General features: G+C 54.1%; 16 protein-coding genes. 4 read left to right on the top strand and 12 right to left on the bottom strand.

The window, feature by feature from the left end:
- Window positions 1–8 precede the first annotated feature (8 nt).
- From prfB to xerD, 4 genes are all read right to left on the bottom strand, one after another.
- Window positions 9–1,107, bottom strand: a protein-coding gene (gene prfB / locus O9K67_RS04225) for a peptide chain release factor 2 (RefSeq protein WP_134318702.1) whose coding sequence is annotated in 2 segments (ribosomal slippage) — window positions 9–1,031 and window positions 1,033–1,107 — 1,098 coding nt in all. Because the reading frame shifts where the segments join, the coding sequence is not laid out codon by codon here.
- A gap of 91 nt (window positions 1,108–1,198) precedes the next feature.
- Window positions 1,199–2,932, bottom strand: a complete 1,734-nt coding sequence (gene recJ, locus O9K67_RS04220; protein WP_061493254.1) for a single-stranded-DNA-specific exonuclease RecJ — start codon at window positions 2,930–2,932, stop codon at window positions 1,199–1,201.
- Between the two features lie 5 nt (window positions 2,933–2,937).
- Window positions 2,938–3,651, bottom strand: a complete 714-nt coding sequence (dsbC, locus tag O9K67_RS04215; protein ID WP_061493253.1) for a bifunctional protein-disulfide isomerase/oxidoreductase DsbC — start codon at window positions 3,649–3,651, stop codon at window positions 2,938–2,940.
- Between the two features lie 23 nt (window positions 3,652–3,674).
- Window positions 3,675–4,571, bottom strand: a complete 897-nt coding sequence (xerD, locus tag O9K67_RS04210) for a site-specific tyrosine recombinase XerD (RefSeq protein ID WP_061493252.1) — start codon at window positions 4,569–4,571, stop codon at window positions 3,675–3,677.
- A 98-nt stretch (window positions 4,572–4,669) separates the two neighbouring features.
- Here xerD and fldB point away from each other — a divergent pair, with 98 nt between their 5' ends.
- Complete coding sequence (gene fldB, locus O9K67_RS04205) at window positions 4,670–5,191, top strand: flavodoxin FldB (protein WP_061493251.1); 522 nt, start codon at window positions 4,670–4,672, stop codon at window positions 5,189–5,191.
- Window positions 5,192–5,209: 18 nt separating this feature from the next.
- Here the strand turns inward: fldB and O9K67_RS04200 are convergent, their stop codons facing one another.
- Both O9K67_RS04200 and sdhE read right to left on the bottom strand, forming a co-directional pair.
- Complete coding sequence (locus tag O9K67_RS04200; RefSeq protein WP_061493250.1) at window positions 5,210–5,626, bottom strand: protein YgfX; 417 nt, start codon at window positions 5,624–5,626, stop codon at window positions 5,210–5,212.
- Window positions 5,607–5,873 (bottom strand): FAD assembly factor SdhE, encoded by a 267-nt coding sequence (sdhE, locus tag O9K67_RS04195; protein WP_061493249.1) that lies wholly within the window; start codon window positions 5,871–5,873, stop codon window positions 5,607–5,609. Before sdhE ends, O9K67_RS04200 begins: the two co-directional genes overlap by 20 nt.
- Before the next feature lie 248 nt (window positions 5,874–6,121).
- Here sdhE and ygfZ point away from each other — a divergent pair, with 248 nt between their 5' ends.
- Entirely contained in the window at window positions 6,122–7,105 is a 984-nt protein-coding gene (gene ygfZ / locus O9K67_RS04190) for a tRNA-modifying protein YgfZ (protein ID WP_061493247.1), read from the top strand.
- Between the two features lie 45 nt (window positions 7,106–7,150).
- Here the strand turns inward: ygfZ and trhA are convergent, their stop codons facing one another.
- Window positions 7,151–7,810 carry a PAQR family membrane homeostasis protein TrhA gene (gene trhA, locus O9K67_RS04185; RefSeq protein ID WP_061493246.1) on the bottom strand — a complete coding sequence of 220 codons (660 nt, stop codon included), beginning with the start codon at window positions 7,808–7,810 and terminating at the stop codon, window positions 7,151–7,153.
- A gap of 238 nt (window positions 7,811–8,048) precedes the next feature.
- On the opposite strand from trhA, the gene O9K67_RS04180 reads away from it, so the two are divergent.
- A complete protein-coding gene (locus O9K67_RS04180; protein ID WP_061493245.1) occupies window positions 8,049–8,777 on the top strand; it encodes a MurR/RpiR family transcriptional regulator in 729 nt (242 codons plus the stop codon).
- 116 nt (window positions 8,778–8,893) lie between these two features.
- Entirely contained in the window at window positions 8,894–10,327 is a 1,434-nt protein-coding gene (locus tag O9K67_RS04175) for a 6-phospho-beta-glucosidase (protein WP_061493244.1), read from the top strand.
- 174 nt (window positions 10,328–10,501) lie between these two features.
- Here the strand turns inward: O9K67_RS04175 and O9K67_RS04170 are convergent, their stop codons facing one another.
- The 5 genes from O9K67_RS04170 to ubiI form a co-directional block, all read right to left on the bottom strand.
- Window positions 10,502–11,245 carry an SDR family oxidoreductase gene (locus tag O9K67_RS04170; RefSeq protein ID WP_061493243.1) on the bottom strand — a complete coding sequence of 248 codons (744 nt, stop codon included), beginning with the start codon at window positions 11,243–11,245 and terminating at the stop codon, window positions 10,502–10,504.
- A gap of 60 nt (window positions 11,246–11,305) precedes the next feature.
- Window positions 11,306–14,179, bottom strand: coding sequence for an aminomethyl-transferring glycine dehydrogenase (gcvP, locus tag O9K67_RS04165; protein ID WP_061493242.1), 2,874 nt, complete (start codon window positions 14,177–14,179; stop codon window positions 11,306–11,308).
- Window positions 14,180–14,357: 178 nt separating this feature from the next.
- Complete coding sequence (gcvH, locus tag O9K67_RS04160; protein ID WP_061493241.1) at window positions 14,358–14,747, bottom strand: glycine cleavage system protein GcvH; 390 nt, start codon at window positions 14,745–14,747, stop codon at window positions 14,358–14,360.
- Between the two features lie 25 nt (window positions 14,748–14,772).
- Window positions 14,773–15,867, bottom strand: coding sequence for a glycine cleavage system aminomethyltransferase GcvT (gene gcvT / locus O9K67_RS04155; RefSeq protein WP_061493240.1), 1,095 nt, complete (start codon window positions 15,865–15,867; stop codon window positions 14,773–14,775).
- Between the two features lie 424 nt (window positions 15,868–16,291).
- Window positions 16,292–17,494, bottom strand: coding sequence for an FAD-dependent 2-octaprenylphenol hydroxylase (gene ubiI, locus O9K67_RS04150; protein ID WP_061493239.1), 1,203 nt, complete (start codon window positions 17,492–17,494; stop codon window positions 16,292–16,294).
- Window positions 17,495–17,513: the final 19 nt, after the last annotated feature.

The following is a 17,513-nucleotide window of genomic DNA, read 5'->3' as shown; positions in this document are numbered from 1 at the left end:
TTGGTTCCTCATAACCCTGCTTTCAAACTTGCTTCAATGAATTGATCCAGGCTGCCGTCCAGCACCGCCTGCGTGTTACGGGTTTCAACCCCGGTGCGCAGATCTTTGATGCGGGAATCATCCAGGACATAAGAACGGATCTGGCTACCCCAACCGATGTCAGACTTGGTGTCTTCCATCGCTTGTTTCTCAGCATTTTTCTTCTGCATCTCCAGCTCATAAAGCTTCGCTTTCATCTGCTTCATGGCCTGGTCTTTGTTCTTATGCTGGGAACGGTCGTTCTGGCACTGTGTTACCAGCCCGGTCGGAATATGGGTAATACGTACGGCTGATTCAGTACGGTTAACGTGCTGACCGCCCGCGCCGGATGCGCGATATACATCGATACGCAGGTCCGCCGGGTTGATTTCGATATCGATATCGTCTTCCACTTCCGGGTAGACAAACGCGGAGCTGAACGAGGTATGACGACGACCGCCGGAGTCAAACGGGCTTTTACGCACCAGACGATGAACGCCGGTTTCCGTACGCAGCCAGCCGTAAGCGTAATCGCCGATAATCTTGATCGTGACAGATTTAATCCCCGCCACTTCACCTTCAGACTCTTCAATAATTTCGGTCTTGAAGCCACGCGCTTCTGCCCAGCGCAGATACATACGCATCAGCATGCTGGCCCAGTCCTGCGCTTCGGTGCCACCGGAACCCGCCTGAATATCAAGGTAACAATCGGCGCTGTCATACTCGCCGGAGAACATGCGGCGGAACTCCAACTGCGCCAGTTTCTCTTCCAGCCCATCCAGTTCAGCGACAGCTTCGTTGAAGGTCTCTTCATCGTCAGCTTCAACGGCGAGATCCAGCAGCCCGGCAACATCTTCCAGCCCCTGAGTCATCTGATCGAGCGTATCAACAATGGCTTCGAGTGAAGAACGCTCTTTGCCCAGCGCCTGTGCGCGCTCAGGCTCATTCCATACGTCCGGCTGTTCCAGCTCGGCGTTTACTTCTTCCAGACGCTCTTTCTTGGCGTCATAGTCAAAGATACCCCCTAAGAACGTCGGAGCGCTCCGTGAGGTCCTGAATACGATTTTTTACCGGGTTAATTTCAAACATGGTCTGATTTCTTTTAATGGACTTGTCAAAATGCGGTGATAAGGGCGGGAGTTTACCGGATCCACGCCCTTTTTTGTAGCGAATACTGGCGCTAAATTGGCCAGAGGTTTTCGATAATCAGCTGTACGCTACGGTTGCCGCGAAACTCGTTAACATCGAGTTTATAAGCAATATTCACCTGCCGCACCCCATTGTCTGGCCAGCAGGTGGTATCCACGTTAAACGCGATACCGTCGAGTAGCGGGCCGCCGCCAACGGGCTCCAGCATCACCTTAAGATGGCGTTCCCCCACCAGACGCTGCTGCAACAGGCGAAACTCACCGTCGAACAGCGGTTCCGGGAACATCTGCCCCCACGGCCCGGCTTCACGCAGCATCTCGGCGATCTCCAGCGTCATCTCCTGCGCCGTTAATGGCCCATCAGAAACGATTTCGCCCTGCAATAACGCCGGATCCAGCCACTCAGTGACCAGATCGCCAAAACGTTGCCGGAACTCGTCAAAGCGCCCTTCCTCCAGGGTTAAACCCGCCGCCATCGCATGACCGCCGAATTTCAGCATCATCCCGGGGAATAACATATCCAGCCGCTCCAGCGCGTCGCGCATATGCAAGCCCTGAATGGAACGCCCCGACCCTTTCAACACACCGTCGCCCGCAGGGGCAAAGGCGATAACCGGGCGGTGAAAACGTTCTTTGATGCGCGACGCAAGAATACCCACAACGCCCTGATGCCACTCAGGATGGTACATCGCCAGGCCACCAGGAAGGGTATCAAGACTGCGTTCGAGTTGTTCGCACAGGGTGAGCGCTTCAGCCTGCATACCCTGTTCAATCTCTTTGCGCGTCTGGTTCAGCGCATCCAAATCGTTGGCAAGCTGGCGCGCCTCACCAAGGTTATCGCACAGCAGCAGTGCCACGCCGACAGACATATCGTCCAGCCGACCGGCCGCATTCAGGCGCGGTCCCAGCGCAAAACCGAGATCGCTGGCCGCCAGTTTTTGCGCATCGCGATTCGCCACTTCCAGCAGCGCTTTGATTCCGGGACGGCAGCGCCCGGCACGAATGCGGCTCAGACCTTGCCAGGTCAGGATGCGGTTATTGGCATCCAGCGGCACCACGTCCGCCACTGTACCTAATGCCACCAGGTCAAGCAGTTCTGCAAGATTTGGCATCGCCAGGCCGCGCGCATCGAACCAACCGTTATCACGCAGGAAACTACGCAACGCCAGCATCAAATAAAACGCCACACCCACACCTGCCAGCGATTTCGACGGGAAATCACAGTCACGCAAGTTAGGGTTCACAATGGCTTCTGCCTCGGGCAAGGTTTCCCCCGGCAAATGGTGATCGGTCACAATCACCGGAATGCCCAGCGCATGCGCCCGTTCAACGCCAGCGTGGGACGAAATACCGTTATCGACGGTCAAAATAAGCTGCGCGCCGCGTGCATGTGCCTGATCGACGACTTCCGGGCTAAGGCCATAACCATCGTCAAAGCGGTTTGGCACGAGGTAGCTGACGTTTTCGCACCCTAGTGAACGCAGCGCCAACACGCTCAGGGCGGTGCTGGTTGCGCCATCAGCGTCAAAATCGCCGACGACAATAATCCGCAGCCCTTCGCGCAATGCGTTGTACAAATGCGTTACTGCATCGTCGATGCCATTTAACTGATGCCACGGCAGCATGCCTTTGACGCTACGCTCCAGTTCGCTGTCATGCCGCACGCCGCGGCTGGCATATAACCGGCGCAGCAGAGGCGGAAGTGAATCCGCCAGTTCCACCGCGTCATCAATTACGCGGCGGCGAAGTTGTATCTGAGCTTTCACGCGAATTATTTACCGCCAGTGGCTTTTTGATGTTGGTCGAGAAACGCTTTCATCTCGGCAGGTGCCTGATACCCCGGCACAACATAGCCATCATTCAGCACTACCGCTGGCGTACCATTCACGCCAAACTGCACGCCCAGCGCGTAGTGATTGGCGATATCCATATCACAACTGGCCGGTTTAACGCCTTTGCCGCTCATGGCATCATCAAAGGCTTTGTTACGATCTTTGGCGCACCAGATCGCTTTCATGTCCTTCTCGGCTTCACTTCCGATCCCCTGGCGCGGAAACGCGAGGTAGCGAACGGTAATGCCTAAAGCGTTGTAGTCAGCCATTTCGCTGTGCAGCTTCTGGCAATAACCGCAGGTGATGTCGGTAAAGACGGTAATTACGTGTTTTTCCTGCGGCGCTTTGTAGACAATCATCTCTTTTGCCAGCGCATTGAGGTGGGGCATCAGCATTTGTGAGGTGACATTCACGGGTTGCGCGCCACTGACGTCGTACATCGGCCCCTGGATAATATGTTTGCCATCTTCGGTAACATACAACACACCGCTACTGGTCAACACGGCTTTCATTCCGGCAACTGGCGCGGGCAGGATTTCAGAGCTCTGTACACCCAGTTTCGCCAGCGACTGTTTGATCGCCGCATCATCCGCATGCGCAACACCAGAAAACGCCGCTGCTAGCAAGGTGAACATGATTAAACCGTTTTTCATAACACATCCTTAGATTGTCAGTATCACGCCCGCGGGTGATGCTGTTGATGAAGCTTACGCAGCCGCTCTGTAGCCACATGCGTATAAATTTGTGTTGTCGACAGATCCTGATGCCCCAGTAACATTTGCACTACACGCAAATCCGCGCCGTGGTTGAGCAGATGCGTGGCAAACGCATGGCGCAACACGTGCGGCGACAGCTTCTCGCTATCAATGCCCGCCAATTGAGCATAGTGCTTGATACGATGCCAGAATGTCTGTCGCGTCATCTGTTGCGCGCGCTGGCTCGGAAACAATACATCTATTGATACGCCGTTAAGCAGCCAGGGACGACCATATTCAAGGTAATTTTCCACCCAGTAAACCGCTTCTTCGCCTAACGGCACCAGACGTTCTTTATTGCCTTTACCGATTACCCGCAACACCCCCTGCCTCAGGCTGATGTCGCTCATCGTTAATCCCACCAGTTCAGAAACACGAAGGCCGGTGGCATAGAGCACTTCAAGCATCGCTTTATCGCGTAACTCCAGCGGTTGGTCAACCACCGGTGATTGCAATAATCGTTCGACCTGCGCTTCGCTTAAATCTTTGGGCAAGCGCTGAGGCAGTTTTGGCGAGGCCAGTAACACACTGGGGTCGTCGCTGCGAATTTTTTCACGATACAGGTACTGAAAAAAACGCCGCACAGCGCTCAACAAACGTGCCGAACTGGTCGCTTTGTACCCTCCGTCGACGCGCTCCGCCAATATCGCCTGTAAATCCTCGCTTTGCGCCTGTTCGAGGCTGCTTTCCCGATGGTGTAGCCACTCCACGACGCTCTTCAGGTCGCGACGATAAGCGTTGAGGGTATTTTCCGCCAGGTTGTTCTCAAGCCAGAGAGCATCCAGAAACTGCTCAATGCGTGCCAGATCCTGTTCCATCTGCGCCTCCTTCTCTCAATCACTGCATTATGCCTGATTGCCGTACGATTCTGGTACACTGCTCGCAAAGAGACATTAAGCATTGAGAAGTTTACGTTATGAATATTGGTCTGTTTTACGGTTCCAGCACCTGCTACACCGAAATGGCGGCGGAAAAAATTCGCGATGTTATCGGGCCGGAACTGGTGACGTTGCACAACCTGAAAGACGACGCCCCTGCGCTGATGGAGCAGTATGATGCGTTGATCCTCGGCATTCCCACCTGGGATTTCGGCGAATTGCAGGAAGACTGGGAAGCCATCTGGGAGCAGCTTGACGACCTGCATCTCGATGGAAAAATCATCGCGTTGTACGGGATGGGCGACCAGCTCGGCTATGGCGAATGGTTTCTCGACGCACTTGGCATGCTGCATGACAAACTGGCACCCAAAGGCGTGACATTTATCGGCTACTGGCCAACTGAGGGCTACGAGTTTACCAGCAAGAAACCGGTCATCGCCGATGGCCAACTTTTCGTTGGCCTGGCGCTTGATGAAACCAACCAGTACGATCTGAGCGAAACGCGCATTCAGGCCTGGTGCGAGCAGATCCTGCTGGAAATGGCGGAACGGCTAGCCTGATTACACACCGTCTCGCGCTTAATGCAGCCCCTGCGCCGACTTTTGAGAGAGCATCCGGCGCAGATCGCGCCACTCCTGTGCATCCATGCTGTCCGCCGCCAGCCACAAATGTTGGCGTCGTCCGTCTTCTTCACGGCGTAACCGCAGCATCATACCGCTGCGTAACATCCACGGCGCACCGACAATATTCCACTCAACGCCCTGCCAGCGTAGACGTGACTCCATCAGCAGTTTGATCTCACCATGGCAGGCATTGATGCGACGCTGGCTGCGTACGCTGTCAAAAACCACCAGCGATAGCAATAACAGCCACAATGGCGTATAGCTCAATGGCCATGGCATCAGCAATATCAGTGCCGCCACCAGACCATGGAGCAGTAAAGAGAGCCATTGCGCGCGCCATGAGACGCGTAAATCAGATTGCCACAGGACCACGTTCCCGATTCCGTGTTTGAATTAACTGCACCATTCTCTGCAACCCCGCATCCTGAGGTTTGCCATGATTCATCAGCCAGTTAAATAAGTCCGGGTCATCACTTTCCAGCAGGCGCACAAACAGATGCTTGTCGTCATCGCTCAGCGTGTCGTACTCATGTTCAAAAAAAGGCATGATGGAGATATCGAGTTCGCGCATTCCACGGCGGCACGCCCAGTGGATACGGGCTTTGTTATTAATATCCATGTTCTTCTCCCTGCGTAGGCATAATGGGGCCTATTGTAACGTGTTTTTGTGCTTTCTTTTGCGGATTATTTATCCTTACGAGGACGCTCAGGGAATAAATCGCATGGTCTGCAAAAATTTCATTCCCCTGCGCAGTCGCTCGCAAGGCTTTCACAATGGCACAAAACGCGTGCTTTATCGCTTGCATTGAACAATGGCTCTTTTACCATTAAGCACCAACACAGCGTTAAGCTAATCAGGACATTATTATGGCTTTTACACCATTTCCTCCGCGCCAGCCGACCGCATCCGCACGTCTGCCGCTGACGCTTATGACGCTCGATGACTGGGCACTGGCGACCATCACCGGCGCCGACAGCGAAAAATACCTGCAAGGCCAGGTAACCGCCGATGTCGCGAAAATGCCCCCTGAACAGCATCTGCTGGCGGCGCATTGCGATTCTAAAGGTAAAATGTGGAGCAATATGCGGTTGTTCCACTACCAGGATGGATTTGCCTGGATTTTACGCCGCAGCGTGCGTGAATCGCAGTTGACCGAGCTGAAAAAATACGCCGTCTTTTCAAAAGTCACGATAGCCCCCGATGACGAACATGTGCTACTGGGCGTGGCCGGTTTCCAGGCGCGCGCCGCGCTGACGGATCTGTTTACGACGCTGCCGGATGCGGAAAAACAGGTTGTTCAGGATGGTGCGACCACCCTCCTGTGGTTTGCCCACCCCGCTGAGCGCTTTCTACTGGTGACCGATGTCGCAACCGCCGAACGGGTTACAGAGAAACTGCGCGGCGAAGCACAGTTGAATAACAGCCAACAATGGCTGTCACTGAACATCGAAGCCGGTTTGCCGGTTATTGATACACCGAACAGCGCACAGTTTATCCCGCAGGCGACCAACCTGCAGGCGCTCGGCGGCATCAGCTTTAAAAAAGGTTGCTATACCGGGCAGGAAATGGTGGCTCGTGCGAAATTCCGCGGCGCAAACAAACGCGCGCTGTGGTATCTGGCAGGCAAGGCCAGCCGTGCTCCGGAAGCCGGTGAAGACCTCGAAATGCAGATGGGGGAAAACTGGCGTCGTACTGGTACCGTACTGGCCTCTGTCCAGCTTGATGATGGACGCCTGTTAGTGCAAGTCGTGATGAATAACGATATGGAGCCTGGCAGCGTATTTCGCGTTCGCGACGATGCAAATACCTTAAGCATCGAGCCGCTGCCCTACTCACTATCAGAAGAATAGTTTGATGAAGCCGGGGCTGGCGCAAGCGCCCCCCGGCAAGAAAGGCTAAACCTGTCCGACGTACAGATAGATCGCCAGGAAGTGGCAGACACTGCCACCGAGCACAAAACCGTGCCAGATAGCATGGTTATAAGGAATCCGCTTGCAGACGTAAAATATCACGCCAAGCGAGTATACCAGTCCCCCCACCGCCAGCAGTGTTACGCCGCCAAGCGACAAGCGGGTGGCCAGTTGGTAAATCACAATCAGTGACAGCCAGCCCATCGTCAGATACGTCACCAGCGACAATACCTTAAACCGGTGTGCAATGGTGAGTTTGAACAGGATACCCAACAACGCGAGGCTCCAGATGACAATCATCAGCCCGCGCGCCAACGGCGAATCCAGACCGACCAGCAGAAATGGCGTATAGGTACCGGCAATCAACAAGTAGATCGCACAGTGGTCAAATTTCTTCAGCCATATCTTTGCCCGCTGATGCGGGATCGCATGGTAAAGCGTAGAAGCGAGAAACAGCAAAATCATGCTGCCGCCATAAAGACTGTAACTGGTGATAGCCATCATACTGGCGTTACTGTCCACTGCCTGCACCAGCAGCAGCACCAGACCGACAATACCAAACACCAGCCCGATACCGTGGCTGATGCTGTTGGCAATTTCCTCTGCCAGTGTGTATCCCTGTGCGATTAATGGTTTCTGCGCCATAGCTAACTCCGGGAAGAACTCTTAAAACGTTGCGATCATAGAGTAACTGAGAATGATTCCAGTGCACACCTGTACGCTAAAATAAATATCGTATCTGAATATTTGCCGGCCAAAGGGTGACACACCGCGCAAAAGTCGGGGCAACACCAGCAGAGTTATGGCAGCATGTGCGCACGCCCAGGCCAACCGTGCATAAGATGGGTGACGTTAACAAAAAGTAAAGGATACCGCCGTGACGATGTTTACTCACTCGGCCATCGCCAGCCTCAATAATCTGGAGATGATGGTCTATAACTTTGTCGTCAAGAATCGTGACAAAGTGATGTATATGACAATTCGCGAACTGGCCGACGCGGCGGACGTATCGACAACGACGGTGTTGCGCTTTTGCCGCAAACTCAACTGTGAAGGATATTCTGAGTTCCGGGTGCGTTTTAAATTATATCTGGAACAAAATGAACCCCAGCAACCTAATTTTGGCGCCAGCGAAATTATCAGCTTTTTTAAAGGGGTAAATAACGAAGAGTTTGATAAATTACTCGATAGTGCTGTCGATGTCATATTATCCTCTGAGCGCATTATATTTGTCGGCGCGGGAACATCAGGCGCATTAGCAAAATATGGTGCACGGTTCTTTTCTAATGTCGGGAAATTCAGTAACCATATCGATGACCCTTATTTCCCGGTAACGAATGATATGGCGAAAAACGCACTGGCAATTGTACTCTCCGTCTCCGGTGAAACAGAAGAGATCCTCCGTTTTGCCAGCCAGTTCAGCCTGCATCACTGTAAGGTGCTCTCTGTCACCAGCCACGAGCATTCACGACTGGCGAAGCTGGCGGACTTTAATATCTCCTGGCATATTCCACAGACCCGCATTACCGGCGGCTACGATATTACGACGCAAATCCCGGTCATTTATATTCTGGAGACGCTGGGAAGAAAACTGGCGAAAAGAATAGCATAAAAAAACAGGTTGTTTTTTTGATGTAACAAATTACTGGCCGGGTGATTTGTTATATCGTGACATTTAATTCCCCTTTGTTAGACTCGTTGCCAGCAAATATGACGAGAAAAGCAAAGATGAAAAAATTAACCTTACCGAAAGACTTTTTATGGGGCGGCGCCGTCGCTGCACACCAGGTTGAAGGCGGCTGGAATAAGGGCGGTAAAGGCACCAGCATCTGCGACGTGCTGACCGGCGGCGCACACGGCGTACCACGCGAAATCACCCAGCACGTTGAGCCGGGTAAATACTACCCCAACCATGAAGCCATCGACTTTCACGGCCATTACAAAGAAGACATCAAGTTGTTTGCGGAAATGGGCTTCAAATGTTTCCGCACCTCCATCGCCTGGACGCGTATTTTCCCGAAAGGCGACGAACAGCAACCGAATGAGGAAGGGTTAGCGTTCTACGATGACATGTTCGATGAACTGCTGAAATATAACATCGAACCGGTAATTACCTTGTCGCACTTCGAAATGCCGCTGCATCTGGTGCAGGAATACGGCGGCTGGACGAACCGTAACGTGGTCGACTTCTTCGTACGCTTTGCGGAAGTGGTCTTTGAGCGCTACAAAAGCAAGGTCAAATACTGGATGACCTTCAACGAAATCAACAACCAGCGCAACTGGCGCGCGCCACTGTTCGGTTACTGCTGCTCTGGCGTGGTCTACACCGATCATGAAAACCCCGAAGAAACCATGTATCAGGTACTGCACCACCAGTTCGTGGCCAGCGCCATGGCAGTTAAGATTGGTCATCGCATTAACCCCGCCATGAAAATTGGCTGCATGCTGGCAATGGTGCCGCTGTATCCATTCTCCTGTAAGCCAGAAGATGTGATGTATGCGCAGGAATCAATGCGTGAACGCTATGTCTTTACCGACGTTCAATTACGAGGTTACTACCCGTCGTATGTACTGAATGAATGGGAACGTCGCGGTTTCACGATCAAAATGGAAGCAGGTGATGAAGCCATCCTGCGTGAAGGCTGCTGCGATTACCTTGGTTTTAGCTACTACATGACCAACGCCGTAAAAGCGGAAGGCGGTTCCGGTGATGCACTGTCTGGTTTCCAGGGCAGTGTTCCCAACCCACATGTGAAAGCATCTGACTGGGGTTGGCAGATTGATCCGGTAGGGTTGCGTTATGCGCTGTGCGAACTTTACGAGCGCTACCAGAAGCCGCTGTTTATCGTCGAAAACGGTTTTGGTGCGTACGATAAAGTCGAAGACGACGGCAGTATTAACGACGATTACCGTATCGACTATCTGCGCGCACACGTCAAAGAGATGGTGGAAGCGGTAACTTACGACGGTGTCGACCTGATGGGTTATACCCCGTGGGGATGCATCGACTGTGTGTCGTTCACAACGGGTCAGTACAGCAAACGTTACGGCTTCATTTACGTGAACAAGCATGATGATGGCACGGGCGATATGTCACGCTCGCGGAAGAAGAGTTTTAACTGGTACAAAGCGGTGATTGCCAGCAACGGCGAAAACCTCTGAGTCAGTTTTCCCCTCACCCTGGCCCTCTCCCCTCAGGGGAGAGGGAATGTACCGGTGACAGAGGATATTTCCTTACCCGGCCTCATACCCTGGCGAAGAGAGGGAACAGGTCTGCGGAAGATGACCGTGGTTTTCCCCCTCTCCCTTCCAGGGAGAGGGCCGGGGTGAGGGTCTTTACCGCCCCCCAGCCAAATCTAAAAAGCTCCCCGTCACATACGACGCTTTATCACTAAGTAACCAGGCAATCCCCTGCGCAACCTCCTCGGGTTGCCCGCCACGTTGCATCGGTATCACACTGCTTACGCGATCAACACGCCCCGGCTCACCGCCGCTGGCATGCATGTCGGTATAGATAAAACCTGGGCGAACACAGTTGACCCGGATCCCGCAGGCCGCTACCTCCAACGCTAACCCGATCGTCAGCGTATCAACCGCGCCTTTCGAGGCAGCATAATCAACATATTCGCCAGGGGAACCGGTTCGCGCCGCAGCGGATGAAACATTCACAATCGCGCCCCCCGGCCCACCATACTGCCAAGACATGCGTTTTACGGCTTCGCGGCAACACAGAAAATAACCGGTCACGTTGGTGCTTAGCACCTGGTTGATACGTTCAGCGGTCAGGTGCTCCAGCCGGCTTTGCCGAAACAAGATCCCGGCATTATTTACCAGCGCCACCAGCGGTTCCGCTTCATGGTCGATACGGGTAAACAGAGCGTCTACCTGCGCTTCATCGCTGACATCCGCCTGCACCGCAAAAGCGTTACCGCCCTGTGCGATGATGTGTGCCACCACCTCATCAGCCGCCTGGGCATTATGCTGATAATTCACCGCCACGTTGTACCCTTCCTGCGCCAGCAGCAATGCAGTCGCCCGTCCAATACCCCGGCTGGCACCGGTGACTAACGCTATCGCCATTATCCTCTCCCATAATAAAAGGGCGCCGAAGCGCCCTTAAAAGATAGCCTTATTCCCACACTACTGATATTCGCTTACCGGTACGCAGGAGCAGAACAGGTTACGGTCACCGTAAACATCATCCAGACGTTTTACCGTTGGCCAGTATTTATTGACCACACCCGCCGGGAATACTGCTAACTCGCGGCTGTAACCGTGGTTCCATTCAGCAACCAGTTCATTTTGCGTGTGTGGCGCATTCACCAGTGGGTTATCTTCCAGTGGCCATTCACCTTGTTTCACGCGATCGATCTCGCCACGTATCGCCAGCATCGCGTCAATAAAGCGATCCAGTTCGACCTTGCTTTCTGATTCAGTCGGTTCGACCATCAGCGTTCCGGCAACCGGGAACGACATGGTTGGCGCATGGAAACCATAGTCAATCAGACGTTTAGCGATATCCAGCTCACTGATGCCGGTCTCTTCTTTCAGCGGACGGATATCGAGAATACATTCGTGCGCCACGCGGCCATCGCGGCCGGTATACAGCACCGGAAACGCCCCTTTCAGACGGCTGGCAATATAGTTGGCATTGAGGATCGCGACCTGGCTGGCCTGTTTCAACCCTTCAGCGCCCATCATGCGGATATACATCCAACTGATAGGCAGAATCGACGCGCTGCCGAAAGGCGCAGCGGACACCGCGCCCTGACGGGTCAGCATCCCGTCGATTTGCACCACGCTGTGGCCCGGCACGAACGGTGCCAGATGCGCTTTCACACCAATTGGCCCCATGCCCGGACCGCCGCCGCCATGCGGGATGCAGAATGTTTTATGCAGGTTAAGGTGCGATACATCCGCGCCAATAAAGCCCGGCGAGGTAATGCCAACCTGGGCGTTCATGTTCGCGCCATCCAGGTAAACCTGGCCACCGAACTGATGCACCACGTTACAGACTTCACGAATCGTCTCTTCATAAACACCGTGAGTAGACGGGTAAGTCACCATGATGCAGGAGAGATTATCGCCCGCCTGTTCGGCTTTCGCGCGCAAGTCAGCAAGGTCGATATTGCCGTTTTTATCACACGCGACCACCACCACCTGCATACCGGCCATCTGTGCGGATGCCGGGTTGGTTCCGTGGGCGGAGCTTGGGATCAGGCAGATATCGCGGTGCCCCTGGTTGCGGCTTTCATGATAATGGCGGATAGCAAGCAAACCTGCGTATTCGCCCTGCGCGCCGGAGTTCGGCTGCATACAGAGCGCATCATAACCGGTCAGTTTAACCAGCCAGTCAGAGAGCTGAGCGATCATCTGATGGTAACCCTCCGCCTGCTCCGGCGGGCAGAACGGGTGCAGCTCCGCAAATTCCGGCCAGGTGATGGGGATCATTTCCGCTGCGGCGTTCAGCTTCATGGTACAGGATCCCAGCGGGATCATTGCCTGGTTCAGCGCCAGGTCTTTACGCTCCAGCGAGTGCATATAACGCATCATTTCAGTTTCGCTGTGGTAGCGATTAAAGACCGGATGCGTCAGGAAAGTATCGTCACGCAGCATACTTTGCGGAACAGAACGGCTGTCGAGCGCCACGTCCTGGTCCAGCGTGTCGATATCCAGGCCATGATTATCCCCCAGCAGCACCGTAAATAGCGCCAACACATCTTCACGGGAGGTGGTTTCATCCAGCGTAATACCCACGGCGTTGAGGATATCACTGCGCAGGTTAATTTCCTGCGCTTCAGCGCGGGCCAGCACGGCGGCTTTATCCGCCACATCCACACACAGCGTGTCGAAGTAGTGCGCATGACGCAGTTTCAGACCTTTACGCTGCAAACCCGCCGCCAGGATATCGGTCAGGCGGTGAATACGCCCGGCGATACGTTTCAGCCCTACCGGACCGTGGAAAACCGCGTACAGACTGGCGATATTGGCCAGCAGAACCTGCGAAGTACAAATGTTGGAGTTCGCTTTCTCACGGCGGATATGCTGTTCACGCGTCTGCATCGCCATGCGCAGCGCGGTATTACCGGCGGCATCTTTAGATACGCCGATAATACGGCCAGGCATAGAGCGCTTGAATTCGTCTTTTGCGGCAAAGAAAGCCGCATGCGGGCCACCGTAGCCCATTGGCACGCCAAAGCGTTGCGCGGAGCCAAATACAATATCAGCTCCCTGCTTACCTGGCGCAGTCAAATATACCAACGTCATCAGGTCGGCAGCGACGCTGACGATAATTTTGCGGTTTTTCAGTTCGGTAATAAGCGCGCTGTAATCGTGTACTTCACCGGTGGTGCCCACCTGCTGGAGCAGCACGCCGAACACATCCTGGTGATCCAATACTTTGTCGGCGGCATCCACAATCACGTCAAACCCGAAGGTTCCGGCACGGGTACGGACCACATCCAGCGTTTGCGGATGAACATCGTCCGCAACAAAGAAGCGATTCGCCCCTTTCAGTTTGCTGACGCGCTTCGCCATCGCCATCGCTTCAGCCGCCGCAGTGGCTTCATCCAGCAATGACGCAGAAGCCATATCCAGCCCGGTCAAATCCAGCGTCACCTGCTGGAAATTGAGCAGTGCTTCCAGACGACCCTGTGACACTTCCGGCTGGTAAGGGGTGTAGGCGGTGTACCAGCCCGGATTTTCCAGCATATTGCGCAGAATAACCGGCGGTAGCTGCACGGCGGTGTAGCCCATGCCAATGTAAGACTTAAAGCGCTTGTTACGTCCGGCAATCGCTTTCAGTTCGGCCAGGGCCGCGAATTCGGTGGTTGGCTCTCCAACCTGCGGCGGAGTGGCAAGCTGGATGTCTTTTGGCACGATCTGGCCGATCAGTGCATTTAATGAATCCGCGCCAACAGTATTCAGCATCTCCAGCTGTTGCTGAGCATCCGGCCCAATGTGACGTTCAATGAAAGCGCCACGGTTTTCAAGCTGGCTTAAAGTCTGTGTCATGAGCGATGGTTCCTGAAACGTGCAGTGAATCGTGTTTGGACATTATCTGAATACGCTAAATCATTCATTCGCGTTGCAGGAGGGCGGTAACATAGCCACTCCCCAGACGCTTACATCAGCAGGTGACCGGGGTGGGCGAGGAGGTTACCGCGTTTGCAACGCGAAGAATGACGCGTATTTATTCGTCTTCCAGCAGCGCCGCGTAAGCCGTGGCATCCAGCAGCGCAGCCACTTCCGCTTCGTCACTGGCTTTGATTTTGAAGATCCAGCCTTCACCGTAGGGCTCGCTGTTAACCAGTTCAGGCGCGTCATTCAGCGCGTCGTTCACCGCGACAACTTCACCGCCGATAGGCGCATAAATGTCCGACGCGGCTTTTACCGACTCCGCCACGGCGCAATCGTCACCCGCAGCAACGGTTGTCCCCACGTCTGGCAGGTCAACAAACACCATATCGCCCAGCAGTTCCTGCGCGTGTTCGGTGATACCAACGGTGTAGGTACCGTCCGCCTCTTTGCGCAGCCACTCGTGTTCTTTGCTGTATTTCAGATCGCCAGGTACATTGCTCATCTCAATCTCTCCAGATAAAAAAAGGTTACGCGACGGCTTTGCCAGCACGCACAAAAATCGGTTTGGTCACTTTGACCGGCATTTCACGGTTGCGGATTTGCACCACTGCTGTTTCGCCAATACCAGCAGGTACGCGCGCCAGTGCAATACTGTAGCCAAGCGTCGGTGAGAAGGTTCCGCTGGTGATCACGCCTTCCTGAACATTGCCCTGGTTATCGGTGAAGCGTACCGGCAGTTCGTTGCGCAGCACACCTTTCTCGGTCATCACTAACCCAACCAGTTGCTCAGTGCCTTTTTCCCGCTGTACTTCCAGCGCTTCACGACCGATAAAATTGCGATCCTGCGGCTCCCAGGCAATGGTCCAGCCCATATTGGCCGCCAGCGGAGAAACGCTTTCATCCATTTCCTGACCATACAGGTTCATACCGGCTTCCAGACGCAGTGTATCGCGCGCGCCAAGGCCACAAGGTTTAACACCCGCGCCCAGCAATGCCTGCCAGAAGTCAGCCGCACGTTCATTCGGCAGCGCAATTTCATAGCCCGCTTCACCGGTATAACCGGTGGTCGCGATAAAAAGTCCATCAACATCAACGCCAAAGAAAGGTTTCATCCCGGCAACCGCGCTGCGCTGTGCATCGCTGAATAATGACGCGGCTTTCGCCTGCGCGTTCGGCCCCTGGACGGCGATCAGCGACAAATCATCACGCACGGTGAGTTCAATGGCGAAGGGTTCAGCGTGTTGGGCAATCCAGGAGAGGTCTTTTTCGCGGGTGGCGGAGTTAACAACGAGGCGGAAGAAATCTTCAGTGAAGTAATAAACGATCAGGTCATCAATGACACCGCCCGAGGCGTTTAGCATGCCGGTGTAAAGCGCTTTACCGGGCTTCGTGAGTTTCGCGACATCGTTAGCCAGTAAGTAGCGTAAAAACTCGCGGGTGCGTGCACCTTTGAGATCAACGATGGTCATATGCGACACATCAAACATACCAGCGTCGGTGCGCACTGCATGATGTTCATCAATCTGCGAGCCGTAATGCAACGGCATCATCCAGCCATGGAAGTCCACCATGCGGGCGCCGCACAGTGTGTGTTGTTCATACAAAGGGGTCTGCTGAGCCATCTTTTCCTCGTCGAATAAGCTGAGCCATCACGCTCGCCGGTGGCGTTTAATCACGCCGCCAAAAGCCGGGTTCACGACCTGTTGCAGGCCGCGACGCAAACGTTCTCTTTCGCCTGAACTTATCACCGAAAGCGGCGCTTAACCATAAGGTAAAATGGGCCATCACATTAGCTTATGACCTGTTTAGCCCAAAAACGGATAAGATGATTACACTGGATGAATGACGTAATGAGTGCACAAACCATTACAAAAAGGGGAATGCCAGGGTCATTTCCAGCATTTCACTCCGCAAAAAAGCGAATTTTGCCGCATAAGAAAAAACATGACATGAGAAAATCTAATCTGAAAAAAGCGGTGAAATTAGATTATTTCAAATGAGAAGTGCGAGCCCTTCCCGTTACCGGGAAGGGAAAATGTGACGGGGTTAACGTAACCACTCAGGGAGATCGTTCAGGCCTAATGCCTGACGCAGTAACTGACTTTTCACACCGGGGAGCGTATCGGCCAGTTTCAGGCCAATATCACGCAGCAATTTTTTCGCCGGGTTGGCACCGGCAAACAATTCGCGAAATCCCTGCATACCGGCCAGCATCAGTGCCGCACTGTGTTTGCGGCTGCGCTCATAGCGACGCAGATAAAGGTGCTGGCCAATATCTTTGCCCTCGGTGCGTAAACGACGCAGTTCGGCAATTAACTCCGCCGCATCCATAAAGCCAAGGTTTACGCCCTGCCCGGCCAGCGGATGGATGGTGTGCGCGGCATCGCCCACCAGCGCCAGCCGATGCGCGGCAAACTGACGTGCATAACGCCCGGTCAACGGGTAAACCTGGCGCTCGCTTTCCACATGGCAAAGCCCAAGGCGGTTATCAAACGCCATACACAGCGCCTGGTTAAACGCCTCATCGCTTGCCTGCTGCATGGCCTTTGCCTGCTCCGGAGGCAACGACCAGACAATTGAGCAGAGATGCGGGTCGCTAAGCGGCAGGAAGGCGAGAATACCATCGTGATGAAATACCTGGCGCGCCACCGCCTGATGGGGCTCTTCCGTGCGGATAGTCGCCACTAAAGCATGATGGTGATAATCCCAGAACGTCAGTGGAATATCGGCTTTGTTACGCAGCCAGGAGTTAGCGCCATCGGCACCGATCACCAGCCGCGCAGTCAGCATCGTGCCATCTTTTAACGTAAGAAAGGCTTCATTTTCGCCCCACGCAACTTGTTGCAGCTCCGCTGGGGCAAGCGTTGTCACATCCGGGCATTGCTGTGCTTTATCCCACAACGCCTGATGGATCACCGCATTTTCAATGATGTAGCCAAGGTGATCGTACCCCATTTTCTGGTCATCAAAAGCAATACGCCCGAAGCTGTCTTTATCCCACACTTCCATGCCGTGATAGCAACCCGCGCGACGGGCAATAATGTTTGACCACACGCCCAGATGACTCAGCAGTTTTTCGCTGGCAGCGTTGATCGCTGAAACGCGTAACGCAGGGGGCGCATCGTCAGCCAGCGGCGCAGGAAGCTGCTGCTCAAGCACCGCCACACGCAATCCGCTACCTTGTAACCCGCACGCCAGCGCCAGCCCCACCATACCGCCGCCGACAATCGCAACATCAACACTCTGCACTCTAACGCTCCTTTGATCC

The sequence above is a fragment of the Kosakonia oryzendophytica genome (assembly GCF_027886705.1).
GTDB classification, from domain to species: domain Bacteria; phylum Pseudomonadota; class Gammaproteobacteria; order Enterobacterales; family Enterobacteriaceae; genus Kosakonia; species Kosakonia oryzendophytica.
The sequence above is the reverse complement of the archived record's forward strand: the minus strand, read 5'-3'. Positions and strand labels throughout refer to the sequence as shown.

Coding starts and splice junctions, on each gene's coding strand:
- O9K67_RS04180 (WP_061493245.1), top strand. CDS start 8,049: ATGTTTACTCACTCGGCCATCGCCAGCCTCAATAATCTGGAGATGATG.
- dsbC (WP_061493253.1), bottom strand. CDS start 3,651: ATGAAAAACGGTTTAATCATGTTCACCTTGCTAGCAGCGGCGTTTTCT.
- ygfZ (WP_061493247.1), top strand. CDS start 6,122: ATGGCTTTTACACCATTTCCTCCGCGCCAGCCGACCGCATCCGCACGT.
- gcvH (WP_061493241.1), bottom strand. CDS start 14,747: ATGAGCAATGTACCTGGCGATCTGAAATACAGCAAAGAACACGAGTGG.
- gcvP (WP_061493242.1), bottom strand. CDS start 14,179: ATGACACAGACTTTAAGCCAGCTTGAAAACCGTGGCGCTTTCATTGAA.
- xerD (WP_061493252.1), bottom strand. CDS start 4,571: ATGGAACAGGATCTGGCACGCATTGAGCAGTTTCTGGATGCTCTCTGG.
- gcvT (WP_061493240.1), bottom strand. CDS start 15,867: ATGGCTCAGCAGACCCCTTTGTATGAACAACACACACTGTGCGGCGCC.
- O9K67_RS04170 (WP_061493243.1), bottom strand. CDS start 11,245: ATGGCGATAGCGTTAGTCACCGGTGCCAGCCGGGGTATTGGACGGGCG.
- fldB (WP_061493251.1), top strand. CDS start 4,670: ATGAATATTGGTCTGTTTTACGGTTCCAGCACCTGCTACACCGAAATG.
- trhA (WP_061493246.1), bottom strand. CDS start 7,810: ATGGCGCAGAAACCATTAATCGCACAGGGATACACACTGGCAGAGGAA.
- sdhE (WP_061493249.1), bottom strand. CDS start 5,873: ATGGATATTAATAACAAAGCCCGTATCCACTGGGCGTGCCGCCGTGGA.
- O9K67_RS04175 (WP_061493244.1), top strand. CDS start 8,894: ATGAAAAAATTAACCTTACCGAAAGACTTTTTATGGGGCGGCGCCGTC.